General features: G+C 61.4%; 24 protein-coding genes and 1 pseudogene. 11 read left to right on the top strand and 14 right to left on the bottom strand.

Translation table 11 applies throughout. The features are described 5' to 3' along the window. The first annotated feature begins 6 nt into the window (after nucleotides 1-6). The gene (metF, locus tag CFBP1590_RS02015) at nucleotides 7-867 is read left to right on the top strand and encodes a methylenetetrahydrofolate reductase [NAD(P)H] (protein WP_257013800.1); all 861 of its coding nucleotides are present in this window, start codon (nucleotides 7-9) and stop codon (nucleotides 865-867) included. Between the two features lie 311 nt (nucleotides 868-1,178). After that, the gene (rhlE2, locus tag CFBP1590_RS02010; protein ID WP_058430663.1) at nucleotides 1,179-3,083 is read left to right on the top strand and encodes an RNA helicase RhlE2; all 1,905 of its coding nucleotides are present in this window, start codon (nucleotides 1,179-1,181) and stop codon (nucleotides 3,081-3,083) included. A gap of 504 nt (nucleotides 3,084-3,587) precedes the next feature. Here the strand turns inward: rhlE2 and CFBP1590_RS02005 are convergent. From CFBP1590_RS02005 to CFBP1590_RS01995, 3 genes are all read right to left on the bottom strand, one after another. After that, on the bottom strand, nucleotides 3,588-4,166 hold the full coding sequence (locus CFBP1590_RS02005; protein ID WP_004880308.1) for a YceI family protein: 579 nt from the start codon (nucleotides 4,164-4,166) through the stop codon (nucleotides 3,588-3,590). 27 nt (nucleotides 4,167-4,193) lie between these two features. Then, a complete protein-coding gene (locus CFBP1590_RS02000; RefSeq protein WP_029244360.1) occupies nucleotides 4,194-4,742 on the bottom strand; it encodes a cytochrome b in 549 nt (182 codons plus the stop codon). 313 nt (nucleotides 4,743-5,055) lie between these two features. Next, nucleotides 5,056-6,918, bottom strand: a complete 1,863-nt coding sequence (locus CFBP1590_RS01995; protein WP_088234395.1) for an FAD-dependent oxidoreductase — start codon at nucleotides 6,916-6,918, stop codon at nucleotides 5,056-5,058. Nucleotides 6,919-7,127: 209 nt separating this feature from the next. On the opposite strand from CFBP1590_RS01995, the gene CFBP1590_RS01990 reads away from it, so the two are divergent. Then, nucleotides 7,128-8,534, top strand: a complete 1,407-nt coding sequence (locus CFBP1590_RS01990) for an adenosylmethionine--8-amino-7-oxononanoate transaminase (RefSeq protein ID WP_043305568.1) — start codon at nucleotides 7,128-7,130, stop codon at nucleotides 8,532-8,534. Between the two features lie 156 nt (nucleotides 8,535-8,690). Continuing rightward, complete coding sequence (locus CFBP1590_RS01985; RefSeq protein WP_088234394.1) at nucleotides 8,691-9,410, top strand: 16S rRNA (uracil(1498)-N(3))-methyltransferase; 720 nt, start codon at nucleotides 8,691-8,693, stop codon at nucleotides 9,408-9,410. 207 nt (nucleotides 9,411-9,617) lie between these two features. Here CFBP1590_RS01985 and trhA read toward each other — a convergent pair whose 3' ends face one another. Further along, on the bottom strand, nucleotides 9,618-10,232 hold the full coding sequence (gene trhA, locus CFBP1590_RS01980) for a PAQR family membrane homeostasis protein TrhA (protein ID WP_004880322.1): 615 nt from the start codon (nucleotides 10,230-10,232) through the stop codon (nucleotides 9,618-9,620). Between the two features lie 154 nt (nucleotides 10,233-10,386). Here trhA and CFBP1590_RS01975 point away from each other — a divergent pair, with 154 nt between their 5' ends. Continuing rightward, the gene (locus CFBP1590_RS01975) at nucleotides 10,387-11,316 is read left to right on the top strand and encodes a LysR family transcriptional regulator (protein ID WP_025995321.1); all 930 of its coding nucleotides are present in this window, start codon (nucleotides 10,387-10,389) and stop codon (nucleotides 11,314-11,316) included. Nucleotides 11,317-11,372: 56 nt separating this feature from the next. Here CFBP1590_RS01975 and madM read toward each other — a convergent pair whose 3' ends face one another. The 9 genes from madM to mdcA form a co-directional block, all read right to left on the bottom strand. Continuing rightward, a complete protein-coding gene (gene madM, locus CFBP1590_RS01970; protein ID WP_004880326.1) occupies nucleotides 11,373-12,137 on the bottom strand; it encodes a malonate transporter subunit MadM in 765 nt (254 codons plus the stop codon). Nucleotides 12,138-12,142: 5 nt separating this feature from the next. Further along, on the bottom strand, nucleotides 12,143-12,538 hold the full coding sequence (gene madL, locus CFBP1590_RS01965; RefSeq protein ID WP_004880328.1) for a malonate transporter subunit MadL: 396 nt from the start codon (nucleotides 12,536-12,538) through the stop codon (nucleotides 12,143-12,145). Nucleotides 12,539-12,610: 72 nt separating this feature from the next. Continuing rightward, nucleotides 12,611-13,543: a malonate decarboxylase subunit epsilon gene (gene mdcH / locus CFBP1590_RS01960; protein WP_088234393.1), complete on the bottom strand. Its 933-nt coding sequence runs from the start codon at nucleotides 13,541-13,543 to the stop codon at nucleotides 12,611-12,613. Further along, nucleotides 13,540-14,166: a malonate decarboxylase holo-ACP synthase gene (locus tag CFBP1590_RS01955; protein ID WP_088234392.1), complete on the bottom strand. Its 627-nt coding sequence runs from the start codon at nucleotides 14,164-14,166 to the stop codon at nucleotides 13,540-13,542. Before CFBP1590_RS01955 ends, mdcH begins: the two co-directional genes overlap by 4 nt. 5 nt (nucleotides 14,167-14,171) lie before the next feature. Then, a complete protein-coding gene (gene mdcE, locus CFBP1590_RS01950; RefSeq protein WP_088234391.1) occupies nucleotides 14,172-14,972 on the bottom strand; it encodes a biotin-independent malonate decarboxylase subunit gamma in 801 nt (266 codons plus the stop codon). After that, complete coding sequence (locus CFBP1590_RS01945; RefSeq protein WP_088234390.1) at nucleotides 14,969-15,820, bottom strand: biotin-independent malonate decarboxylase subunit beta; 852 nt, start codon at nucleotides 15,818-15,820, stop codon at nucleotides 14,969-14,971. Before CFBP1590_RS01945 ends, mdcE begins: the two co-directional genes overlap by 4 nt. Then, nucleotides 15,813-16,112 (bottom strand): malonate decarboxylase subunit delta, encoded by a 300-nt coding sequence (locus CFBP1590_RS01940; protein WP_004880339.1) that lies wholly within the window; start codon nucleotides 16,110-16,112, stop codon nucleotides 15,813-15,815. Before CFBP1590_RS01940 ends, CFBP1590_RS01945 begins: the two co-directional genes overlap by 8 nt. 1 nt (nucleotide 16,113) lies before the next feature. Beyond that, complete coding sequence (locus CFBP1590_RS01935) at nucleotides 16,114-17,001, bottom strand: triphosphoribosyl-dephospho-CoA synthase (RefSeq protein WP_088234389.1); 888 nt, start codon at nucleotides 16,999-17,001, stop codon at nucleotides 16,114-16,116. Further along, the gene (gene mdcA, locus CFBP1590_RS01930) at nucleotides 17,001-18,677 is read right to left on the bottom strand and encodes a malonate decarboxylase subunit alpha (RefSeq protein WP_088234388.1); all 1,677 of its coding nucleotides are present in this window, start codon (nucleotides 18,675-18,677) and stop codon (nucleotides 17,001-17,003) included. The genes CFBP1590_RS01935 and mdcA overlap by 1 nt, the downstream gene beginning before the upstream one ends. Nucleotides 18,678-18,921: 244 nt before the next feature. On the opposite strand from mdcA, the pseudogene CFBP1590_RS28330 reads away from it, so the two are divergent. Next, a pseudogene (locus CFBP1590_RS28330) lies at nucleotides 18,922-19,293 on the top strand (PAAR domain-containing protein); the annotation flags it as partial. Here the strand turns inward: CFBP1590_RS28330 and CFBP1590_RS01920 are convergent. Continuing rightward, nucleotides 19,271-20,050, bottom strand: a complete 780-nt coding sequence (locus CFBP1590_RS01920) for a ParA family protein (protein WP_029244349.1) — start codon at nucleotides 20,048-20,050, stop codon at nucleotides 19,271-19,273. The pseudogene CFBP1590_RS28330 and the gene CFBP1590_RS01920 overlap by 23 nt on opposite strands. 351 nt (nucleotides 20,051-20,401) lie before the next feature. Between CFBP1590_RS01920 and CFBP1590_RS01915 the strand changes: the two genes are divergently transcribed. Genes CFBP1590_RS01915 through CFBP1590_RS01895 form a run of 5 tightly spaced genes read left to right on the top strand, consistent with a single transcriptional unit; the run spans nucleotide 20,402 to nucleotide 22,950 of the window. Beyond that, nucleotides 20,402-21,121, top strand: a complete 720-nt coding sequence (locus CFBP1590_RS01915; protein WP_088234387.1) for a beta-ketoacyl synthase chain length factor — start codon at nucleotides 20,402-20,404, stop codon at nucleotides 21,119-21,121. After that, nucleotides 21,097-21,909, top strand: a complete 813-nt coding sequence (locus CFBP1590_RS01910; RefSeq protein ID WP_088234386.1) for a lysophospholipid acyltransferase family protein — start codon at nucleotides 21,097-21,099, stop codon at nucleotides 21,907-21,909. The genes CFBP1590_RS01915 and CFBP1590_RS01910 overlap by 25 nt, the downstream gene beginning before the upstream one ends. Continuing rightward, entirely contained in the window at nucleotides 21,884-22,144 is a 261-nt protein-coding gene (locus CFBP1590_RS01905; RefSeq protein ID WP_004880350.1) for a phosphopantetheine-binding protein, read from the top strand. The genes CFBP1590_RS01910 and CFBP1590_RS01905 overlap by 26 nt, the downstream gene beginning before the upstream one ends. A 9-nt stretch (nucleotides 22,145-22,153) precedes the next feature. Then, a complete protein-coding gene (locus CFBP1590_RS01900) occupies nucleotides 22,154-22,408 on the top strand; it encodes an acyl carrier protein (RefSeq protein WP_025995330.1) in 255 nt (84 codons plus the stop codon). Then, nucleotides 22,405-22,950 carry a COG4648 family protein gene (locus CFBP1590_RS01895; protein WP_029244346.1) on the top strand — a complete coding sequence of 182 codons (546 nt, stop codon included), beginning with the start codon at nucleotides 22,405-22,407 and terminating at the stop codon, nucleotides 22,948-22,950. The genes CFBP1590_RS01900 and CFBP1590_RS01895 overlap by 4 nt, the downstream gene beginning before the upstream one ends. The last annotated feature ends 6 nt before the right edge of the window (nucleotides 22,951-22,956 follow it).

The raw sequence follows: 22,956 nt of genomic DNA, 5'->3' as shown, positions 1-22,956 counted from the left end.
TTCAAGATGAGATCGGCCTCCATGAGCCAAGAACGTCGCTACAGCTTCGAGTTCTTCCCCACCAAGACCGACGCTGGACATGAAAAGCTGCTGAACGTTGCCCGTCAGCTGGCAAGCTACAACCCGGATTTTTTCTCCTGCACTTACGGTGCCGGTGGTTCGACCCGCGACCGCACGCTCAACACCGTGCTGCAGCTGGAAAACGAAGTCAAAGTACCGGCCGCCCCGCACCTGTCATGCGTGGGTGACAGCAAGGCTGACCTGCGCGGTCTGCTGAGCCAGTATCAGGAAGCCGGTATCAAGCGCATCGTTGCGCTGCGCGGCGACCTGCCTTCCGGCATGGGCATGGCCAGCGGTGAGCTGCGCCACGCCAATGATCTGGTCAGCTTCATTCGTGAAGAGACCGGCAGCCACTTCCACATCGAAGTCGCCGCCTACCCGGAAATGCACCCGCAGGCCCGCAACTTCGAAGACGACCTCAAGCACTTCGTCAACAAGGCCAACGCCGGTGCCGACAGTGCGATCACCCAGTATTTCTTCAACGCCGACAGCTATTTCTACTTCGTCGAGCGTGTGCAGAAGATGGGCGTGAACATCCCTATCGTGCCGGGCATCATGCCGATCACCAACTACAGCAAGCTGGCACGCTTCTCCGACGCCTGCGGTGCGGAGATCCCGCGCTGGATCCGCAAGCAGCTGGAAGCGTACGGCGATGACGTACAAAGCATTCAGTCGTTCGGTGAAGAAGTCATCACCGAAATGTGCGAGCGACTGCTGCAAGGCGGCGCCCCTGGCCTGCACTTTTACACCCTGAATCAGGCGGATCCGAGCCTGGCAGTCTGGAACAACCTCAAACTGCCACGCTGACAGCCGCTGCAATACCGCGATTTCCCTGACAATTTCCGGGAGATCGCGGCGCAATACACCGTTGGGCAGCAGGAAAGCGGCGTATTGCGTTCGCTCTGTTATACTCCAGCCTTCCCGCCAGGCTTACGCCCGGACGCTCGGTCTTGCAAACGCTACCTCGCTCACGCCAACAGCACACTTTTCATCCCGTGCAGGCGTCAGGAGAAGGCTGAAGACCCCGCAGGACCGGACGGGATCGCGTTGTCTTTACACGCCATTCACGCCAGGCAAGACATCCCTTGAGCTTAAGCTCCAACAGAACAGGATTACTCATGTCCTTTGCTTCCCTCGGTCTCTCCGAGGCTTTAGTCCGCGCCATCGAGGCAGCGGGCTACACCCAGCCTACTCCGGTGCAACAGCGGGCCATTCCCGCCGTGTTGCAAGGTCGCGACCTGATGGTTGCGGCACAGACAGGTACTGGTAAAACCGGCGGTTTCGCCCTCCCTATTCTGGAGCGGCTGTTTCCCAATGGTGTTCCGGACAAATCCCAGCGTCACGGCCCGCGCCAACCCCGCGTTCTGGTCCTGACCCCGACTCGCGAACTGGCTGCACAGGTGCATGAGAGCTTCAAGATCTATGCCCGCGAACTGAAGTTCGTCAGTGCCTGCATCTTCGGCGGCGTCGGCATGAACCCACAGGTTCAGGCCATGTCCCGCGGTGTGGACGTACTGGTGGCCTGCCCTGGCCGCCTGCTCGATCTGGCTGGCCAAGGCAGTGTCGACCTGTCCCACGTTGAAATCCTGGTGCTCGATGAAGCGGACCGGATGCTCGACATGGGCTTCGTCCACGACGTGAAAAAGGTCCTGGCCCGCTTGCCTGCCAAGCGTCAGAACCTGCTGTTTTCGGCCACGTTTTCCAGCGACATCACGGCGTTGGCCGGCAAGCTGCTGCACAACCCCGAGCGCATCGAAGTCACGCCGCCGAACACCACGGTCGAGCGTATTGAGCAACGTGTTTTCCGTCTGGCGGCCAACCACAAGCGTTCTCTGCTGGCGCACCTGATCACCGTCGGCGCCTGGGAACAGGTGCTGGTGTTCACCCGCACCAAGCACGGCGCGAACCGTCTGGCCGAGTACCTGGACAAGCATGGCCTCGCTGCCGTCGCCATCCACGGCAACAAGAGCCAGAACGCACGCACCAAGGCGCTGGCCGATTTCAAGGCGGGCGATGTCCGTATCATGGTCGCCACCGATATCGCCGCTCGCGGTCTGGATATCGATCAGTTGCCGCACGTGGTCAACTTCGAGCTGCCGAACGTCGATGAAGACTACGTTCACCGCATCGGTCGTACCGGCCGTGCCGGTCGTTCGGGCGAGGCGATCTCGCTGGTTGCTCCAGACGAAGAGAAGCTGCTCAAAAGCATCGAGCGCATGACCAAGCAGAAGATCCCGGACGGCGACCTGATGGGTTTCGACATCACTGCAGTCGAGGCTGAAAAGCCTGAAGTGCGTGAGCGTCCCGATGTTCGCAATCCACGTGGCGCACGTCCGGCCCGTGGTGATGGCGACAAGAACAACGGCGGTCGCCGCGACAAGGGAAAGGATAAGGGCAAGGAAAAGCCGGCTGCAGCTGCAGCCAGTGGCGAACGCCCTGCCCGTCAACCGCGCGAAAAAAAACCTCGTGAAGGGACGCCTCGCGGCGAACAGCGCGCCTCGCAGGCCGCTGCACCCCGCCCGCAGTCGGACCGTGCGCCTGACGAGTTCCTGGATGACGAAGTGGATAACTTCGGCAACCGCGCCGATTACGTCAGCCCGTATCAGGGCAAAGGCCAGAATCGTGGTCGTCGCCCGGCGGCAGCGCCTGGTGCAGCAGCACCGGCAGCCGGTGGCGCAGCGCGTCCTGCCAACCCGGGTCGTACCGGTGGCGGCGCACGTACAGGTTCCGGCACTGGCGCACCGAAGCGTAACGGCGCAGGTGCAGGCACCGGCTCTGCACCCCGCTCGCGTGATGGTCAGGCTCCACGCAACCGTCGTCCGTCAGCGCCTCGTGAAGACCGCGCACCTCGCGAGCCGCAGGAACCGGCAGTTCGCAGCCAGCGCGATGGTCAGCCACAGCCGAAGATCGTGCACAAAGAGTCCAAGATCGACCGCTTCCCGTCGGCCGAGCAACTGGATCAGTTGCCAGCCCGCCCACGCGGTGAAAAACCGGCCCTGCTGACCCGCAACCGCGACAGCTGACAGCCGAGCAACAAACAAAACGCCCCGACTCGCTCGGGGCGTTTTTGTTTGTGCGGACTGTTTGCTCGCTGTGATCGTACCCATCGCTGCGCATCACATCCGAAGCGGACGCGGAGCGTCCTGAGCGGCATTCCCACGCGGAGCGTAGGAACGATCAGCGTGATCTCAAGAGCGCCGATCATGCCCATGCTTGTGCCCAGCGTTATACCCGAGTCTTGCTGCGACCACGGACTGTGGGAGGCGGCTTGCCGGCGATGCTTTTTCTGAAGCGATCTATCAGTGACTGAACCGACGCCATCGCCGGCAAGCCGCCTCCCACGGGGTATGGTCAGTCACTTTCGTTTTACCCCCCGTTTTGCGCGTCTTGCGGACTTGTGTATAGCGATGAGTGCTTCGCGTGTGCATGCAACCCGTGACGCTCCGCGTCACTTCCTCTGACTGCACAAACACCACACACAAAAACGCCGACCCAAGGGTCGGCGTTTTTTTGCTTCAGGCGGACACTTACTTCTTCTGTACGCCTTCGAAGGTGATGTCCAGATCCAGCGTCTGCGACGTCGGGCCTGGGCCTTTGATGCCGAAGTCGTTCAGGTTCAGCGTCGAAGTACCGTTGAAGCCGGCACGGTAGCCGCCCCACGGATCCTTGCCTTCGCCGTTGAAGGTAGCCTTGATGACGATTGGCTTGGTCACGCCGTGCAGGGTCAGGTCGCCAGTCACGTCGGCAGTCTTCTCGCCGGTGGACTTGACGCTGGTGGACACGAACTTGGCTTCCGGGAATTTGCCGGCGTCCAGGAAATCCTTGCTCAGGATGTGCTTGTCACGTTCAGCGTGGTTGGTGAACAGGCTGGCGGTCTTCAGTTCGACAGCGATCTTGCTCGCTTCAGGCTTGGCAGCGTCAAAGCTGAACGTACCGTCCCAGTCCTTGAACGTACCGTGGATGAAGCTGTAACCCAGGTGGCTGATCTTGAAGTCAACGAAAGCGTGCTGACCTTCCTTGTCGATAACATAGTCGGCTGCCATTGCCTGGCCAGCGGACAACAGTGCGGTACCCAGAGCCAGAGCGGCGAGAGACTTCTTCAACATGCTTTTATTCCCGTTTTGGTTGAACAATCAATGACGACCCAACATGCGTTTGAGGGTCACATCGCGATCGATGAAGTGGTGTTTCAGTGCAGCCAGGCCATGGAGCCCCGCGAAGATCACGACGGTCCAGGCCAAATACAGGTGAATCCAGCCAGCGGTTTCTGCCTGTTCCGGGAGACCCGAAACCAGAGCAGGTATTTCGAACAGACCGAATACCGGAATCCCTACGCCATCAGCGGTCGAGATCAGGTAACCGGCGAACATCAGGGCAAACAGTGCGACATACAGAAACAGATGCCCGAACGTGGCACCGATGCGCGTCATGCGGCTGTAGCTGGACAGCGGCGGAGGCGGCGGGCTGAGCAAACGCCAGACCACGCGAACCAGCATGACTGCAAACAGCGTGATGCCAATGCTCTTGTGCAGATCAGGCCCGGCCTTGCGCCACGTATCGTAGTAATCCAGCCCGACCATCCAGAGCCCCAACGCGAACAAACCAACCACTACAGCCGCTACACCCCAGTGCAGCGCCATGCTGACCAGACCGTAGCGAGAGGATGAGTTACGTAGCTGCATTGCCTATACCTTGTCAGAAGTGTTACCAGACTAGCTTTTTATCTATCGAATGAAAGCGCAAAATTTCGCTTTGATGCATCGAAGAATATGATCGATCGTTTGCAGAAGTTTTTCTGTCTCAGACCGCCCACAGCATCCCGATAATTTCAGCGCTGTAACACTTTGCCGGGACCGTCGGCCGTTCGATGCCGATGAACGGCATGATTGCCCACGCGAACCGGCCCCACGGTCTGCCCCAGAGATAAAACGAATCCGCCGGGCATAAAAAAAGGGGCTCGGTTTGCACCGTGCCCCTTCTGTTCAGCGATTGCCGTCAGTTCTTGACGTCGGCAGGCGCTGTATCGGTTGCAGCCTTGGCTGCAGGTTTCTTCGCGTCATCGGTCTTGGCCGGAGCCTTTTTCACCGGCTCTTTTTTCACAGGTTCTTTCTTGGCCGGTTCTTTTTTCGCAGGATCCTTGTGCTGCGTCTTCTTCGCAGGCTCCGCCTTGGCAGCAGGCTTCTTGACCGGCTCAGTCTTGGCGGGCGGCGTCACGACAGGCGCAACAACCGGCGCGACAGGAACCGGCGCAGGTGCAGGTGCAGGCTCTGGCGCTTTCTCGACAGGCGCAGGCGCGGCTACCGGCGTGTCCGAACCACCGAACAGGCGCGAGAAGAAGCCAGGTTTCTCAGCTTGTGGTTTGGCAGGCTCGACCGGCTTATCGGAAGTGCAACCAAACAGACTGGTGAAGAAATTACATTCCGACTTCTGCGCAGCAGGCGCTGATGCTTTCGGCGGAGCGACCTTGACCGGCTCGAACGACTTGCCTGCCGCCAGATCCTGAACCTGACTGGCCGCACGCTGACCACTGCGCAGCGCGCCTTCCAGCGTGCCCGGATAAAGGGTATCGGTGTGCTCGCCAGCAAACGCTACGCGCTGGATCGGACGCTCCCACAGGCGCCAGTATTTGCTGATCTGGCCGGGGCCGAACGCCAGGTAAGAACCGCCTGTCGATGGATCGACGCTGTAACGACGGATTTCGTAGCCGGTGTAAGCACCACGGGCCTCAGGGTAGAACGCGTGCAGGCGGATCAGCACCTGATCGACCAGTTGCTTGTCGCCAAAGGCCTGCATGATGCGGGCGTTGTCGCCGGACAGGTTGATCACCACGTTGGCGCCGCCCTTGAGCGCAGGCTCGATCCACAGCATGCCAAGGCCAGTGTTACTGAACACTTCACCCGACATGCGCGCCTTGCTGTCCCAGACCGGGGTCTTGAACTTGAGCATGATCTGGTCGCGCCAGCCGTAGTTGGTGCTCTTGATCGCGCCCATGTGCTGTGCATCCAGCGACGGCGTCATCTGGATCTTGCCCAGCGAACGCAATGGCACGGCCATCACGAGGTAGTCGGCGGTGTAGCTTGCCGCACCGGCCTTGACCGTGACGTGGTCCTTGTCCTGAACAACGGACGAGACAGGCGAGTTGGTCTTGATGGTTTTCAGCTGTTTAACGAAGGCCTGAGCCAGCACCGTGCTGCCACCCGGCAGGCGCGAGGCGCGCAGGTCGCGCTCATCCACCGAGCGATAGACACTGGACTGCTGAGCGAAATACAGCAGCGACAGACGTGAAGGCTCGTCATAACGGGTACGAATCTGCTGATTGATCAACTGACGCGCCGTCGCAGGCAGGCTCAGGCGATCCAGCCAGTTGGCGACGTTGATCTGGTCCAGCGCGAACAGGGTGCTGTTGGACGCCGGGTTTTCCGGATCAGTAATGGAGCGCGCCAGATTATCCAGCGTGTCGTTGTAACGCTTGATGGCTTCAGCGGTGGCCGGCTGCTTGACCGCCAGATCCGCCTGGGTGAAGTACACGCCGTCGATCAGGTAGCTGGGCGTGCGCACGAACTCGGGAGCAGGCACGGTGGCCAGCTTGAAGGTGTCCAGATAGCGGTTCAGCACCGGCTGGGCCTTGGTGTTGCCGATCCACTCGCTGGTGGCCAGACCCGAACGTCCGCCCAGACTCGGCTTGGCTTCCAGCAGCGTGACCTGCCAGCCCTTGGCCTGCAGTTCGTAGGCCGCCGTCAGGCCTGCCATGCCGCCGCCAACGACAATCGCGGTTCGTTGTTTGTCATCGGCGAGCGTCGAAACGCTGACCAGCCCTGTCACTATCAGCGCACACGCGCGCAGCCACCCAGAAAGCATTCCGTGAACTCCGAAAAAACAAGGGAAGGTTGGGCAAGTCAGCCCGGGACATCGAATAGCGAGGCAGGATACGCGAGCCATCAGATAGCCGCCAGCAATGTCCGTCGCCCCTTAAAACTGCATCAAAGGTTGTGACACAGCCGGGCATTGCATAGGCTTGCGCGATTGTTCGTCCTCGCCTCGAGCGAGTCGCTACCCGGAGATTGCAAATGGGCCTGAATGACCAGTGGATGCAGCGTGACCTCAAGGTCCTGTGGCACCCCTGCACCCAGATGAAAGACCACGAGAACCTGCCGTTGATCCCCATCAAGCGGGGCGAAGGCGTGTGGCTTGAAGACTTCGAAGGCAAGCGTTACCTGGACGCCGTCAGCTCCTGGTGGGTCAACGTGTTCGGGCACGCCAACCCGCGCATCAATCAACGCATCAAGGATCAGGTCGATCAGTTGGAGCATGTAATCCTCGCGGGTTTCAGCCACCAGCCAGTGATCGAGCTGTCTGAGCGCCTGGTCAAGATGACGCCCGAGGGCCTGACACGCTGTTTCTACGCCGATAACGGTTCGTCCTGCATCGAAGTCGCGCTGAAAATGAGCTTTCACTATTGGCTCAATCGCGGTCAGCCCGATAAAAAGCGCTTCGTGACCCTGACCAACAGCTACCACGGCGAAACCATGGCCGCGATGTCGGTCGGCGACGTGCCGCTGTTCACCGAAACCTACAAGGCGTTGCTGCTGGACACCATCAAGGTGCCGAGCCCCGACTGCTACCACCGCCCCGAAGGCATGAGCTGGGAAGAGCACTCGCGCAACATGTTCGCGGCCATGGAACAGACCCTGGCGCAAAACCATGCCAGCGTCGCTGCTGTGATCGTCGAGCCGCTGATTCAGGGCGCGGGCGGCATGCGCATGTATCACCCGGTCTATCTGAAGCTGTTGCGCGAAGCCTGTGACCGCTACGGCGTGCACCTGATCCACGATGAAATCGCTGTTGGGTTCGGCCGCACCGGCACGATGTTCGCTTGTGAACAGGCGGGCATTCGCCCGGACTTCCTCTGTCTGTCCAAGGCGCTCACCGGAGGCTATCTGCCGCTGGCGGCCTGCCTGACGACCGATGATGTCTACGATGCGTTCTATGACGACTACCCGACCCTGCGCGCCTTCCTGCATTCACACAGTTACACCGGCAACCCGCTGGCCTGTGCTGCGGCGCTGGCGACGCTGGATATCTTCGAGCAGGACAACGTCATCGAGAACAACAAGGCCCTGGCGCAACGCATGGCGACCGCTACGGCGCATCTTGTGGATCATCCCCATGTGGCCGAAGTGCGCCAGACCGGCATGGCGATTGCCATCGAGATGGTTCAGGACAAGGCCACCAAGACCGCCTACCCATGGCAGGAACGCCGTGGCATGAAGGTGTTTCAGCATGCTTTGGAGCGCGGCGCGCTGTTGAGGCCGCTGGGCAGCGTGGTGTATTTCCTGCCGCCTTACGTGATCACCCCGGAGCAGATCGACTTTCTGGCCGAGGTCGCCAGCGAAGGCATCGACATCGCCACGCGCAGCAGCATCAACGTGGCTGTGCGCGAAAACTTCCACCCGGACTTCAGGGATCCGGGCTGATCCGGCAGACGCCTTCGCGGACAAGCGGAACGCCGCCCGGTCCGCTCCCACGTGTAACGCATATCTCCTTTTGGAATGCATACTTCGTAGGAGCGGACTTGTCCGCGAAAGCTTTTTCCCAAGACATACACATCAGTACGCCTACAGAGAAACACCATGAGACTGTCCCGCTTCTTCACCGACACGCCGCTGAGCCTGGGCGAACACGAATTGCCCGAAGCACAGGCGCATTACATCAGCCGCGTGCTGCGCATGACCGAAGGCGATGCGCTGCAACTGTTCGATGGCTCCGGCAGCGAGTTTCGCGGCACCTTGCTGGAAGTCGGCAAGAAGCGCGTGCGCGTGCAACTGGATGAATGCTTTGCCGGGCAGGTCGAGTCCGGTCTGCGTATCCATCTGGGTCAGGGTCTGTCGCGTGGCGAGCGAATGGACTGGGCGATTCAGAAGGCGACCGAACTGGGCGTCAGCGAAATCACTCCGATCGTCAGCGAGCGCTGCGAAGTACGCTTAAAGGATGAGCGCGCTGAAAAACGCCAGATGCATTGGCAACAGATTGCGATCAGCGCCTGCGAACAATGCGGCCGCTCGGTGGTGCCTGTGATTCATCCACCGATGCCGCTGGCCGAGTGGCTGAAACAGACCGAAGCAGACCTGAAACTGGTCCTGCACCCGGTTGCCGAGCCACTGACCAGCCATGAAAAACCGGCCAGCCTGGCCTTCCTGATCGGCCCGGAAGGCGGATTGAACGACGCCGAAGTCGATCAGGCCCAGACCGCCGGCTTCCACGCCGCCCGCCTCGGCCCACGCGTGCTGCGCACCGAAACCGCCCCCGTCGTCGCGCTCAGCGTGGCGCAGCAGCTGTGGGGTGATTTTTAGGTATCACATCCAGCCAACTGATCGTTCCCATGCGCTCGGCTCACTGAGTCCGCAATCTGTGCCATTTGTAACGCGGAGCGTCACGGGAGGCATGCCCACGCAGAGCGTGGGCACGATCAGATATCCCAAGATGATCGTTCCCATGCTCCGCGTGGGAACGCCTCTCAGGACGCTCCGCGTCCGCTCTGGGGTCACAATGCAGCACCCTCAAAGCACATAAAAACAGATCGCCACAAAGTGCATCAGGCTGCCGCCGATCACGAACAGGTGCCAGATGCCGTGCCAGTGGCGGATGTGGTCGTAGGCGAAGAACAGGATGCCGACGGTGTACAGCACGCCGCCGCCCGCCAGCCAGATGAACCCGGCCACGCCGAGCGAGGCCAGCAGGGGTTTGATGGCGACCAGTACGATCCAGCCCATCACGGCATAGATGACGATGGAAAGGATGCGCGCTTCCGAGCGCGGTTTGATTTCCTGCAGGATGCCGATCAGCGCCAGCCCCCAGACAATCCCGAACAGGGTCCAGCCCCACGCGCCACGCAGGGTCACGAGGCAGAACGGCGTGTAGCTGCCCGCGATCATCAGGTAGATCGAAAAGTGATCGACCTTCTGCATGATGGACTTCGAGCGCCCTTTGACACTGTGGTAAACGGTCGAAACGCTGTACAGCGTGACCAGGCACACGCCATAGATCGCCACGCTGACCACTCTCCAGACATCGCCATGCAGACTGGCCATCACCAGCAGCCAGATGGCTCCGACGGCTGCCAGCACTGCGCCGACGAGATGAGACCAGGCATTGAATTTTTCTCCGTAATACATCCGCGTAATACCCTGTTTTACCGAAGACACTGATTGCAGAGGCTCCCGTTTATTGAAACAAAGTGCAACATGTCTGTCTGCCGCACAGATTTCAGGCAGCGAACCTTGAGTGAGTTGTGCACAATCCACCCACCCCAACACTAAGCGCCCCGCCATGCAGATTGATGACGAACTCACCCTGAAGAAGCTGGAGATTTTCCTGGCCTTCATGCGCACCGGAAACCTGGCCCGCGCGGCGGCGGAATTGCAGACCAGCAACGTCAGCGTGCATCGCGCCATTCACTCGCTGGAAAGCGCTCTGCGCTGCCCGCTGTTCAAGCACGAGGGCCGCAACCTGACGCCGCTGGAAAGTGCCTATGTGCTAGAGGAACGCGCGCAAAAACTGGTGCACGACGTCATCACTACGGTGGAAATGACCCGTCAGGCTGCCGGGTTCTCGGCGGCGCGCTTTCGGCTTGGGGCCCTGTATTCGCTCACGGTCAAAACCGTGCCGCAGTTGATCATGGGCCTGAAGATCCGTCGCAGCGAGCTGAATATCGACCTGATTCTGGGTTCCAACATCGACCTGCTCTACAAGCTCAAGAACATGGAAGTGGACGCAATGCTGGTGTCGCTGGATGAAAGCACCAACGACCCGGACTGCGAGCATCTGGCACTGTTCTCGGACGATATCTTTCTGGCGGTGCCGACCGACTCGCCGTTCGCCGAACACAGCGAAGTGGACCTGAGCGACCTGCGTGAAGCGACGTTCATCACCCTGACCCAGGGCTTCGCCACACACCGCGACGGCATCAGGGTATTCCAGCAGGCTGGCTTCGAGCCCAAGGTGGCGATGCAGGTCAACGACATCTTCACGCTGTTGAGCATGGTCAGTTCAGGCGTGGGGTATGCGCTGCTGCCTGGGCGAATTGCGGCGGTGTACGAGAACCGTGTGCGGCTGATCCCGCTGCAACAGCGCTATCGCATGCAGCAGCACATCGGCATGGTCTTTCTCAAATCCAAGGAGCGTGATCCCAACCTGCTCGCATTGGTGGCGGAATGCAGGATGTATGCGAACCGGCTGCTGGAGCCGCATTCGACCTGACCGCAACGCACCTCAAGCGCACAACGGCGCCTGAGGTGTTTTCAGACTTTCCCAACCTATCCCAACAGTCCGCGCATGATCACGAACAGCAGCGACGGCCCCAGCAGGCAACCGAGCGCGGTGTAGAACGCAGCCGTCAGACAGCCATAAGGCACCAGCTTCGGATCGGTGGCCGCAAGCCCGCCCGCCACACCGCTCGACGTGCCCATCAACCCGCCGAAGATGACTGCGCTGCGCGGGTTGTTCAAGCCAATGAACGGTGCCACGAAGGGCGTCGCGATCATCACCAGAATCGCCTTGATCAATCCCGCTGCAATGGACAGCGCCATGACTTCGGAGCTGGCTCCAATCGCCGCGCCGGTGACGGGACCGACGATATAGGTCACGGCCCCTGCACCAATGGTCGTCAGGCTGACCGCATCGGTGTAACCGAACGCAGTGGCAACCGCGACACCGGCGATGAACGACGTGCCGATGCCGACAAACAGCGAAAGCACGCCCACGTACCCCGCACGCTTGAGCTCATTGACGTTGACGCCGAAGGCCGTGGCGACAATGGCAAAATCCCGCAGCATCGCGCCGCCCAGCAAACCGATGCCAGAGAGCAGCGGCAGATCGACGACGCCCTTCTGCCCGCCGGTCATTGCGCCGCCGATGTACGACAGCACCAGCCCCAGCAGGATGGCGATGGCCGAACCGTGCAGGCGACCTTTGGTGAAGGTGTCGGAAAGCCAATAGGAGAACCACATCGTGATGCCGATTACCGCAAAGCCGCTGATCAGCCCGTAACTGGTGATGACTTTTATCATGGACTCGTACATGGCCCTTACCCCGCCGTCTTGGTGGGAGCGGCAGGCACTTCAGTCTGGCCTTTGCCCATGCGTGTCAGCACCGGAACCATCGCGAAGGCAACCACCACGGCCAGCGTGCCCGCGAGGATCGCCATCGGGCCGCCCTTGAGCGCGCCATAGACATTCTGCTGCGCGGCCATCGCGACCACGATCGGGATGTAAATCGCGCTCCAGAACTCGACGCCCTGTTCGGTCTTGCCCTTGAACAGGCCGCGTTTGCTCAGATAGCTGCCGAGCCCGATCAATAGCAACATGGCGATACCGACACCGCCGACATTGGCAGGCACGCCGATCAATTTGCCGAGCACTTCACCGATAAAAATACCCACCAGGGTACAAAACGCCAAAAACGCCACACCGTAGATAATCATTGTTGTTATTCCTCTGTTTGCATTGCTGAAGTTGTTGTTTTTGTCCTTCGTAGCAGCTGCACGGCGTCTCTATCAGATGCGGGCGCCCTCCTCTCGCGATAGCGCGATCAGGCTGTCCAGACGTGCGGCCTGAAAGGCCACCGCCGTTCCCTGGTCGAACACCCGGCGCGCCAGTCCGGTCAGTACGGCACCGGGCGGCAATTCGATCTGCAGGCGCACGCCCCGCTCGTAGGCGGTTTCCACGGTGCTGCGCCAATCCACCACCCGGCACATGTTGAAAGCCAGATCGTCGCGCAACCTTTCAGCGTCCATCACGGGGCGCGCGGTGCTGCCGCTGAGGTAGCGCACGCTCGGTTTGCTGATTTCAACCCTGGCGAACGCATCGGCCAGCGTCTGCGCAGGCTTCTCAAGCAGCGAGCAATGCGACGGCACGCTGACCGCCAGACGCTTGATGGCGGCCGCACCTGCAGCCTTGGCGAGTTGGCCGACCTGACGCATCGCTTCGGCGCTGCCAGCGATGACGAGCTGATTGTCAGCATTAATATTGGCCAGAAACACCGGAGTCCCGGTCTGATGAACCTGAGCGATCATCGCCTCGACCTGCGCCTGATCCAGACCAATGACCGCCGTCATGCCGTAGCCTTCGGGATAGGCGCTTTGCATCAGTTCGCCGCGCAGCGCCACCAGACGCACGGCATCGTCGAACGCCAGCGCACCGGCAATCACGGCGGCCGGATAGGCACCGATGGACAATCCGGCCACGTAATCAGGTGTGCATTCCCGCGCCTGTAACAGCCGGGCACAGGCCACGCCCGCGATCAGCAGGCACACCTGAACGGCCCGGGTCGATTGCAGCGCCTGAGCGGTGTCCAGCGCCATGACGTCTTCACCCAGCGCTGTCGAAGCGTCCTGCAGACAGCCGCGAACCACGGGATCGTCCGGCAACTGATGCAGCATGTTCGCCTGCTGCGCACCCTGGCCTGGAAACACCCAGAAGCTGCTCATGCGCACACCTCGGCCAGTTGCCATGGATCGGCAACCAGGCGGGCACCGCTGGCACTCTTGAGCAGCACTCGACCCGACGGCCGCGCCCACTCGCGCAGCGCCACGGCACCCTGCTCGAGTTGCAACTGGACGTCGATCCGGCAGACGGCCGTTTCCAGCGCCTCGACCAGTTCGGCCGCCCAGCAGCGCTCTACAGGCTGGGGCGTGCGCAGGATCAAATCCAGATCGCTGTCCTGATGCAGCGCCGAAAAACCGCTCGCCAGTTCGAATCCGGCGCTGCCACCCACGCCCCAACTCAGTTCCAGCGAATCCATGACGGGACGAATCAGACGCAAAGCGCGAAGCGCAGGCCAGTCGTGCAGGCAACCGTCGACCACATCCACCAGTTGCTCCGGGCTGACCCGACGGGAAATGTCCGCGCACGCCATGATCGCCGCGTAACGCTGCTCACGAGCATGGCCACGCAGCCCCACCGCAACCTGCCCCGCCGCCACGACCTGACGGCGCACCACCACTGGCCGACCAGCCAGCGCTGCTTCGACGGCCCACTCAGGCGAGTCTTCAGGCAAGGCGGACAGCGGCATGCCCCACAACAAGTCGTGAGGCAGCACAGCTGATGGCAAATGCCTCACCACTGCGCTCGCAGCAGTTGGCGCACATGAACCGATGCCGCGCGGTTGCTCGCGCCCAGGCGACTGCTCAGATCAGTGCCGCTGGCTTTCACGTCCTTGATTGCACTGCCGAGCACATTGCGCACCTGGGCAAGATCCTCCGCACCCGGCTGTTCGATCTGGCTGACCGACAGGGTTTCCCACAGCAGACCCAGGCTGGCGTAGTTGTCGATGTCGTACGCCATCGGTGGAATGGTCGAGGCGAGTTTTTCCAGCTCTTCGACGCTGCGCAGGGTGACGCGAGCCGCCGACGCTTTGCCCATCGCATGCACCATGACGCCCGGATCACGCAGGGCGATCAGTCGATTGGCCTGATAACCGTGAGCCAGAAACGCACCCGACATCGCCTTGCCGACCAGCAGCCCGATCACCGGATGCCCGGCCAGCCGGGCCCGTGCATAGCTGTCCACAGCACCCGCCAGCGCCTGATGAATGCCCAGCGCTTCTTCGCGTCGGCCATAGGCCTGACTTGGCACATCGACGATGGCGATCAACGCACGCTTGTCAGGCCGCTCACGATCCAGCTCGATTGCCTCGTCCACCGCCTTGGCCAGGCCCCAGCCTTCCAGCAGACCGACCTCGCCCTGACGCGCCCGAGGAAAGCGGTTATCCGGATCGGCTACTACTGCCAGAAAACGCACCGGCTGATCGCCCAGTGTGCCGTCGGCCACCTTGAGCGACGCAGGCAAATCGCTGACCGGCGTTGCGCCTGCGCTCAATGCGTTGAACCAGTTCAAACCCCGCTGTTGAGTACTCATGATCGGGCTCCTTGAAAGAGAGTGCGGACGGTCTGCGGGTCGATCTGCGACGCAGTGTCCAGATTCGCCAGACGCTCCAGAAACACTGCGTGCTGACCACTGCGGTGCTGCCCAGGCACGCCCTGCCTGAGCCAGTCGCCGACCTGTTGTTTGATCGCTGCCACGTCATCGGCGGCAAAACCGTCCACCAGGTCGCTGGCAAAGCGCTGCTCGCCACCGGTCAGGCTCCAGATGAAGGGCCGGTCTCGGGAGTCATACTCTTCGATGCCCGCTTCCTGTTCGATCACCTGCGGACCGTTCAGGCCGAGACGAGCTTCCTGAGTCACCAGCAGATAGCTGCACAGCCCGGCCGCAATGGACATGCCGCCAAAACAGCCGACGCTGCCTGCCACCACACCGATCACCGGCTGGTACTGACGCAGATCGACCATCGCGGCATGGATCTCGGCAATCGCGGCCAGGCCCAGATTGGCTTCCTGCAAGCGCACGCCGCCGGTTTCCAGCAGCACAATGGCGGCGGTCGGGATGCCGTTGCGGTTGTCCTCGGCAGCGAGCTCAAGCGCGCCGGCCATTTTCGCGCCGCCCACTTCGCCCATGCTGCCGCCCTGAAACGAGCCTTCGATGGCAGCAATCACCACCGGCAGACCGTCGACCGTCCCTTTGGCGACCACCACACCGTCGTCGGCCTGGGGCACCACACCCTGGCGCGCCAGCCACGGCGACATGACCCGGTCGAACGGGTCGATCAATTCGCGGAAACTGCCCGCATCCAGCAAGGCGCGGGCGCGCTGGCGGGCGCCGAGTTCGATGAAGCTGTGCTGGTTGAGCAAGCGTGCGGTATCAGTCATGGCCGACCTCCTCGAAACCTTGTTCCATGCGCAGTCGCACCACGCCCGGCGTCGCGCCGAAGTCATGAATATCGATGCTCAGCGCAGGCGGCATCTGGCCGTCGAACATGCGTTCGAACAGATGTTTCCAGCGCAACGAGGCGCCGTTGACCGAGGTCACCACTTCAATCGTCAGCTTGCCCGGCTGTCCGGGTTCCAGCAGCACTTCCAGGTCGCCGGAGCCGACGCAACCCACCAGCGCACGGCCCTTGGGCGGCTGTCCGGCGGGGAATTCAAAAGACAGGGTTTCCATATCAGGCATTCCTCGGTGCAGGGCGCGATGCATAGCCGAGCGCAGGCTCAAGACCATCAATAAACAGGCAGGCCGCCAGCAGGTCGGCTGCGCCACCGGGCGAGGCGTTGAGGGCCAGCAATTGCTTGTCCAGCTCGTGCAGTTCACGACGCCCGGCCAGACTGGCGCTGCCGCCCGCGTCCAGCACGCGTTGCGCGCCCAGTTGCATGGCCTGCAGACCTTCAGGTCCGGCGCGGTACAGCACGCAGGTGTCGGCCAACGTGGTCATGATTGCCAGCAACGCATCCAGACGCGCGTTCTGCTCACCACTGCCCGCCGCACGGCTGCGCTGTAATTGCGGCAGCGCGACATTCGTCACGGCGGGAAAACCCTGTTGCGCCTGTTCGCGAGCGCCCATTGCGCCATAGCGTTGCGCGACGATGCTGCCGTGGCTGTTGCTGGCGACCACCTGGCGATCCTTGATCAGCGCCAGACGCGCAGCGCGCTGGCAAATCGCGGCAGATGTGCAATCGTCGACGTCCAGCGCTGCGGCGGTCACGAGAAGACCCAACGCCCAGATCGCGCCGCGATGGGTGTTCACGCCGCCCGTGGTGTGCAGCATCGCGGCTTCACCTTCGCGCCCCAGTCGTCCCAGCTCTTCACGCAACGGCTGCCCAACGATCTTGAACTGCGCAGCGGCCTCGGCCATCAGTTTGAAGGTCGGCCATAGCGACAGCGCCGACGCATGCATCAACCCCAGATGCAGATCGGTGTGCGCACCATTGCCACGGCGGTCCACCAAGGCAGGCTTGGGCGACAGATTGGCTTCGTCCATCAGCGCATCGACGGCCAGGTCAGCCAGATGCTCGGACAGTGAGACGGGTTGCGGTGTCTGTTTGAGTGCACTCATCACCAGCTCCTGAATTTGGCAGGCGGGTTGTAGAGGCCACCGGACCACTCGACCAGATCGGCGATGCTTTTCGCGGCCAGCAGTTCGCGACTGGCGTCGGTGCGGCGGATCCCAAGGTCTTCGGGCAACGCAATCAGCCCTTCGCGGCGCATGCGGGCGGTGTCTTTCGGGTTGTGGCGCAGACCAATGGCCGTCACGCCTGCCACAGCGGCAATCATCGCCTGACGCTCTTCCAGACTGCGCGCCTTGTAGAGATAGGCGATGCCCTCTTCAGTCAGCAGGTGGGTCACGTCATCGCCGTAAATCATGATCGGTGCCAGCGGCATGCCGCTCTTGCGGGCCACTTCGACGGCGTCGAGGGTTTCGACGAAAGTCGGTTTGCCGCCTTCCTGAAAGGTTTCGACCATCTGCACCACCAGCTTCTTGCCGCGTTCCAGATAGGCGGCCGGGCCGTCATCGGTCTGCTGGCGCATGTCCAGCCAGGCCGGAGTGGCGTGGCGACGGCCGCGCGGGTCGTGGCCCATGTTCGGCGCACCGCCGAAACCTGCCAGACGGCCTCGGGTCACGGTCGAGGAGTGCCCGTCGCCATCGACCTGCAGGGTCGCGCCGATGAACAGGTCCACCGCGTACTGGCCTGCCAGCTGACACAGCTGCCGATTGGAACGCAGCGAACCGTCGCGCCCGGTAAAAAACACGTCAGGGCGCGCAGCGATGTAGTTTTCCATGCCCAGCTCGGTGCCGAAGCAGTGCACGCTCTCGACCCAGCCGCTTTCAATGGCAGGGATCAGGGTCGGGTGCGGGTTGAGCGTCCAGTTGCGGCAGATCTTGCCTTTCAGCCCCAGCGATTCGCCGTAGGTCGGCAGGATCAGCTCGATGGCCGCAGTATTGAAACCAATGCCATGGTTCAGCGACTGGACGTTGTGCTTCTCGTAGATGCCACGGATGGCCATCATCGCCATCAGCACATGCACCGGCTTGATGTGGCGTGGGTCACGGGTGAACAGCGGTTCGATGTAGAAAGGCTTGTCGGACACAACCACGAAGTCGACCCAGGAAGCGGGAATGTCCACCCGCGGCAGGTCAGTCACATCATCGACCAGTTGATTGACCTGCACGATGACAATGCCGTCGCTGAAGGCGGCCGGTTCAATAAGCGCGGGGGTGTCTTCGGTACTCGGTCCGGTGTAAATGTTGCCCGCCTTGTCGGCCATGAAGCCTGCGGCCAGCACCACGTTGGGGATCAGGTCGACCACCAGTCGCGAATAAAGCTCGATATACGTGTGAATCGCGCCGATTTCCAGCAGGCCGTCTTCCAGCAACTGGCTGATGCGCAGGCTTTGCGTGCCAGCGAAGGAGAAATCCAGTTTGCGGGCGATGCCCTGTTCAAACAGGTCCAGATGCTCGGACCGCCCGACACTCGGCATGATCATGTGCAGGTCGTGCACCTTGGCAGGATCGACCTTTGCGAGTGCGCGGGACAGAAAGTCGGCCTGTTTCTGGTTATTGCCCTCGAGCACCACGCGATCACCGGACACCAGCAGGGCCTCCAGCGCCGCGACGATTCTGTCGGTCGGCAGCACCACGCCGTCGGCCAGGGCCCGCACCTGTTCGAGCCGCCGCTGCTTCTCGGTGCGGCGGCGCGTCCAACGCGCGTCGGGGGAAGTTGTTGTTGTCATGATCGCTCCACGATTTCGCTGTCGTGGTTCACCTTAGGAGCGGGAAGGTCCAGGCATCAATCAAGCAGACCACACAATCATTACGCCTGGAGTAACGATTGCCGATCAAAGGCTGCGCTTCGCAACATTTTCCAACCCCTGGATGACTTTCCTGTAGGAACGGTCCTTAACGGCTGATTCAGCCCTCCGGGCAGGTGTTTTGCGCCTAGCATTCGGCGTTCCACACTCCAAAGGAAGCAGCTCTATGCCATTCATAGTCAGGGAAGGTGATACGACCACCAGCGGCGGTCTTGTGTCGAACACCTCGTCACGCATGATTCTGGACGATCAACGGGTGGCACTCATGGGCGACCCGGTATGGTGCCCGGCGTGCGGCAGCGCAGGCTACATCGCCCAGGGCAATCCGACCTATGTCGATGGATTTGTGGCGGCTGCCACGCATGGCCACGAAGTGCGATGCGGTTGCCCGCCGGGCAGCAACCGCCTGATCGCTTCTCAGAACACATTCCAGGCCGACATGGATGCTGCCATCGACATTCCCGAGGACATGATCACCGAAGCGCGCCGGCGCGCCGACGCCCTGACACGGGAAATCAAGGATGTGCGTTGGTTTCCAGCAAGTGATGCAGGTCGACGAACTGCCTTGTCAGCTTGTGCCGCGGATCGAGATGGACCAGAGGCAGACAGGCCTCGTGAGACTCGCGCATCTTCACTGATGCATTGAGGTAGACCGGCAATACCGGGAGGCCTTCGGCAACCAGTTCATCGAGCATCTGCTGCGGCAGGCTCGCCCGAGGCTGGAACTGGTTGACGATGATGCCTTCCACTTGCAGGTTCTCGTTGTGGTCTTCCTTCAATTCCTCGATTTCCCGAAGCAGGCCATAAAGCGCCTGTCGGGAAAAACTGTCGCAATCAAAAGGAATGAGGACGCGATCTGCCGCAATCAACGCCGACACCGCATAGAAATTAAGCGCTGGAGGCGTATCCAGGTAGATGCGTTCGTAGTCTTCGCCCAACTCATCCAGCAGTTTGCGAAGCTTGTTGATCTTGTGCTTGGCCTCAAGCTTTGGCTGCAGATCGGCAAGTTCTGCCGTGGCGGTTACGACATGCAGGTTATCGAACGGCGTCTCGTAGATGTCGACATGGTTCTTCTTGCCGAACGGCGCGGAAGACAGCGTCTGCTTGAAGAACTCGGCAATCCCCATCGGGATATCGTGGCCTGTGAGGCCGGTGAGGTAATGGGTGGAGTTGGCCTGGGCATCGAGGTCGATCAACAGGGTCCGATAGCCTTCATTGGCGCTGACTGCAGCCAGATTGCAGGCAATGCTCGATTTGCCGACTCCCCCCTTCTGATTGAATACCACACGGCGCATGCTTTGAATTCCTCGAGAGATTAAGAAACGACGTGACTGACCGATAAAGGCTGTACGCGTGGTCGAGTCTAGGCAATGCATACGACAACGGCGACCTTATCGGCAACCCTGTCGCAAAATACGACACATTTATGTCAGTTCAATGACTATCTGGATTGAGCGTCAATCATGCGTACGCATGAGTTACATGAATGAGAATGAATGCTGTGTAAACCCTTTACTTGTAACAAATTTGCTAGTCGCGATTCCCACAAGGATAATGCGCGCATTCATTGAACTTACCGCCCAGACTGATGCCGTCCTGGTATCGAAGTAGCGAGAAACATGCCCGCAGGGGCGGGAAGAGAAGTTTTGATCACCTTCAACATTGCACGATGGCGCGCCTGGGCACCTGGCCTGGCGAGCGCAGACGAGTGGGAGCAATGGAGCCGCACCCCTACACGGTTGCAGGACAGCAACGAAGCACCGGATGTGTCTTTTCTGCCTGCGATGCAGCGCCGACGGCTGGGCCGCATGGCGCGCATGGCATTCGCGGTCGGCTGGCCACTCAGCGACGGCCACGAGCGCATGCCGCTGGTATTCGTGTCCCGTCACGGCGAAACGCCCCGCACGTTCGACATCCTTCGCGATCTGGCCGCTGACGAGCCCATGTCGCCGACCCAGTTCAGCCTGTCGGTGCATAACGCCGTGATCGGTCTGTGGTCGATCCTGCGCGGTGAAACCAGCGAAATGACCGCGCTGGCGGCCGCCGGCGACGGACTTGAATACGGCGCATTCGAAGCTGCGGCCCTGCTGGCCGAGGGCGCACCGGCCGTGCTGCTGGTGGTAACCGAAGAACAGCCTCCGCACGCCTATGCCCGGTGGATCGACGACGTGCCCTTCCCGTATGCCGTCGGCCTGCTGCTGACGCCGGGTAACGAGTGGCAATTGTCCCTGAATACCGACACGCAAGGCGCGCAACGCACGCAGTGGCCCCATGCCCTGAATCTGTTGCAAGCCCTGCACACCGACCAGTCCTCATGCCTGCATCCGTGGAACAACCGATTATGGAAGTGGCAACGCAACCATTGAAGAAAGGCCGGGACGCCTATTACTGGCGTCTGCTGGCAACCGGTTTCAGCTTTGCCCTCTTCGGGATAAGCGGGCTGTGTCTGCGCGTGTTCGTGTTTCCGGTCCTGAGTTGCTTTCCGGGGAGCGTCGCAGACCATCAGCGACGTGCCCGCCGGACCATCAGTCGGCTTTTCTGGCGGTTCATCAGGATCATGGCGCGTCTGGGCGTGCTGACCTATGAGGTCAAAGGCGCCGAAAAGCTGGGGCGTCCCGGCCAGATGATCATTGCCAACCACCCGTCGCTGATCGACGTGGTGTTCCTGATCGGGCTGGTGCGTGACGCCAACTGCGTGGTCAAGCGCAGCCTGTGGGAGAACCCGTTCACGCGCGGGCCGGTGCGCTCCACGGGCTACATCAGCAACGACGGCAGCCTGGACATGCTCGATGCCGCTGTGGAACGCCTGCAAGGCGGCCAGACCCTGATCATCTTTCCCGAAGGTACGCGCACCCAGCCCGGCCAGCCGCCTGCCTTTCACCGGGGCGCTGCGGCCATTGCCCTGCGCGGCGCCAGCATGATCACGCCGGTGACCATCAAGGTCAGCCCGACCACCCTGACCAAGGCCGAGCCCTGGTACCGAATTCCGCAACGCCGTGTGCATTTCACCCTGCATGTGGGCGCCGATATAGACCCGACAGCCTTCAGCGTACTGGGCCCGCCGCCTTTGGCGTCCCGCAGGCTCAACGACTACCTGCATGACTACTTCATCAAGGAACTCGCCACAGATGAGCGATCTACATCTGGACATTAAAGTGCTGATCATCGACGCCCTGGGCCTCGAAGACATCACCCCGCAAGACATCGGCAATGACCAGACGCTCTTCGGCGAGGGCCTTGGACTGGATTCGGTCGACGCACTGGAGCTGGGCCTGGCCATCCAGAAGCGCTACGGCATCAAAATCGATGCCGACGCCAAGGACACCCGCAACCATTTCGCCAACGTCGACAGCCTTGTGGCGTTCGTCAGCGCCAGACAGCCGGTCTGAGGATTGAACATGCAAACCCGTGAAGACATCTTCCAAACCCTGCGCACGGCCATGGTCGAACTGTTCGAACTGGAACCTGAAAGGGTCGTCCCCGAGGCGAACCTCTATCAGGACCTGGAAATCGACAGCATCGACGCTGTTGACCTGATCGACCACATCAAGCGCAAGACCGGCAAAAAAATCGCGGCGGAAGAGTTCAAGTCCGTCAGAACTGTCAACGATGTGGTCGAGGCCGTGTACCGACTGGTCAGCACCGCCGAATGAAACGGCTGGTCGGTCTGATCCTGGTGCTGGCCGGTGTGCTGTACCCGTTCGCCGTCTATTGGGGAACCGAGCACTTCGCGCCCTGGCAATTCGCCCTGCTGCTGGGAAGCCTGTGGCTGGCGCGCATCGTCACCGGTGAGCGCAGGCCGGGCAGCCTGGCGATGGCGCTGGTGGCGCTGGGGTTCTGCGTGGTGCTCGGGCTGCTCGACAGCCATGTGATGCTGCGCTGGTACCCGGTGCTGGTCAGCCTATTCATGCTGGGACTGTTCGGCTCGAGCCTGATCTACGGCCCGCCGATCGTCGAACGCATGGCGCGTATCAACCGGCCTGAACTCTCTGAATCCGGTATTCGCTACACCCGGCGGGTCACTCAGGTGTGGTGTGTGTTCTTTCTGGGCAACGGCCTTGCTGCGGCGGCGCTGACGCTGTGGGCACCGCTGTCATGGTGGACGCTCTACACCGGCCTTGTTTCCTATGGACTGATGGGCCTGCTGTTCGCAGGCGAACTGATCGTCCGCCTGCGCGTCATGGGCGGCCCATGAAATGGA

Origin of the sequence: Pseudomonas viridiflava, assembly GCF_900184295.1 — a bacterium.
Taxonomy (GTDB): Bacteria; Pseudomonadota; Gammaproteobacteria; order Pseudomonadales; family Pseudomonadaceae; genus Aquipseudomonas; species Aquipseudomonas viridiflava.
The sequence above is the reverse complement of the archived record's forward strand: the minus strand, read 5'-3'. Positions and strand labels throughout refer to the sequence as shown.

Coding starts and splice junctions, on each gene's coding strand:
- metF (WP_257013800.1), top strand. CDS start 7: ATGAGATCGGCCTCCATGAGCCAAGAACGTCGCTACAGCTTCGAGTTC.
- rhlE2 (WP_058430663.1), top strand. CDS start 1,179: ATGTCCTTTGCTTCCCTCGGTCTCTCCGAGGCTTTAGTCCGCGCCATC.
- CFBP1590_RS02005 (WP_004880308.1), bottom strand. CDS start 4,166: ATGTTGAAGAAGTCTCTCGCCGCTCTGGCTCTGGGTACCGCACTGTTG.
- CFBP1590_RS02000 (WP_029244360.1), bottom strand. CDS start 4,742: ATGCAGCTACGTAACTCATCCTCTCGCTACGGTCTGGTCAGCATGGCG.
- CFBP1590_RS01995 (WP_088234395.1), bottom strand. CDS start 6,918: ATGCTTTCTGGGTGGCTGCGCGCGTGTGCGCTGATAGTGACAGGGCTG.
- CFBP1590_RS01990 (WP_043305568.1), top strand. CDS start 7,128: ATGGGCCTGAATGACCAGTGGATGCAGCGTGACCTCAAGGTCCTGTGG.
- CFBP1590_RS01985 (WP_088234394.1), top strand. CDS start 8,691: ATGAGACTGTCCCGCTTCTTCACCGACACGCCGCTGAGCCTGGGCGAA.
- trhA (WP_004880322.1), bottom strand. CDS start 10,232: ATGTATTACGGAGAAAAATTCAATGCCTGGTCTCATCTCGTCGGCGCA.
- CFBP1590_RS01975 (WP_025995321.1), top strand. CDS start 10,387: ATGCAGATTGATGACGAACTCACCCTGAAGAAGCTGGAGATTTTCCTG.
- madM (WP_004880326.1), bottom strand. CDS start 12,137: ATGTACGAGTCCATGATAAAAGTCATCACCAGTTACGGGCTGATCAGC.
- madL (WP_004880328.1), bottom strand. CDS start 12,538: ATGATTATCTACGGTGTGGCGTTTTTGGCGTTTTGTACCCTGGTGGGT.
- mdcH (WP_088234393.1), bottom strand. CDS start 13,543: ATGAGCAGCTTCTGGGTGTTTCCAGGCCAGGGTGCGCAGCAGGCGAAC.
- mdcE (WP_088234391.1), bottom strand. CDS start 14,972: ATGAGTACTCAACAGCGGGGTTTGAACTGGTTCAACGCATTGAGCGCA.
- CFBP1590_RS01945 (WP_088234390.1), bottom strand. CDS start 15,820: ATGACTGATACCGCACGCTTGCTCAACCAGCACAGCTTCATCGAACTC.
- CFBP1590_RS01940 (WP_004880339.1), bottom strand. CDS start 16,112: ATGGAAACCCTGTCTTTTGAATTCCCCGCCGGACAGCCGCCCAAGGGC.
- CFBP1590_RS01935 (WP_088234389.1), bottom strand. CDS start 17,001: ATGAGTGCACTCAAACAGACACCGCAACCCGTCTCACTGTCCGAGCAT.
- mdcA (WP_088234388.1), bottom strand. CDS start 18,677: ATGACAACAACAACTTCCCCCGACGCGCGTTGGACGCGCCGCCGCACC.
- CFBP1590_RS01920 (WP_029244349.1), bottom strand. CDS start 20,050: ATGCGCCGTGTGGTATTCAATCAGAAGGGGGGAGTCGGCAAATCGAGC.
- CFBP1590_RS01910 (WP_088234386.1), top strand. CDS start 21,097: ATGGAAGTGGCAACGCAACCATTGAAGAAAGGCCGGGACGCCTATTAC.
- CFBP1590_RS01905 (WP_004880350.1), top strand. CDS start 21,884: ATGAGCGATCTACATCTGGACATTAAAGTGCTGATCATCGACGCCCTG.
- CFBP1590_RS01900 (WP_025995330.1), top strand. CDS start 22,154: ATGCAAACCCGTGAAGACATCTTCCAAACCCTGCGCACGGCCATGGTC.
- CFBP1590_RS01895 (WP_029244346.1), top strand. CDS start 22,405: ATGAAACGGCTGGTCGGTCTGATCCTGGTGCTGGCCGGTGTGCTGTAC.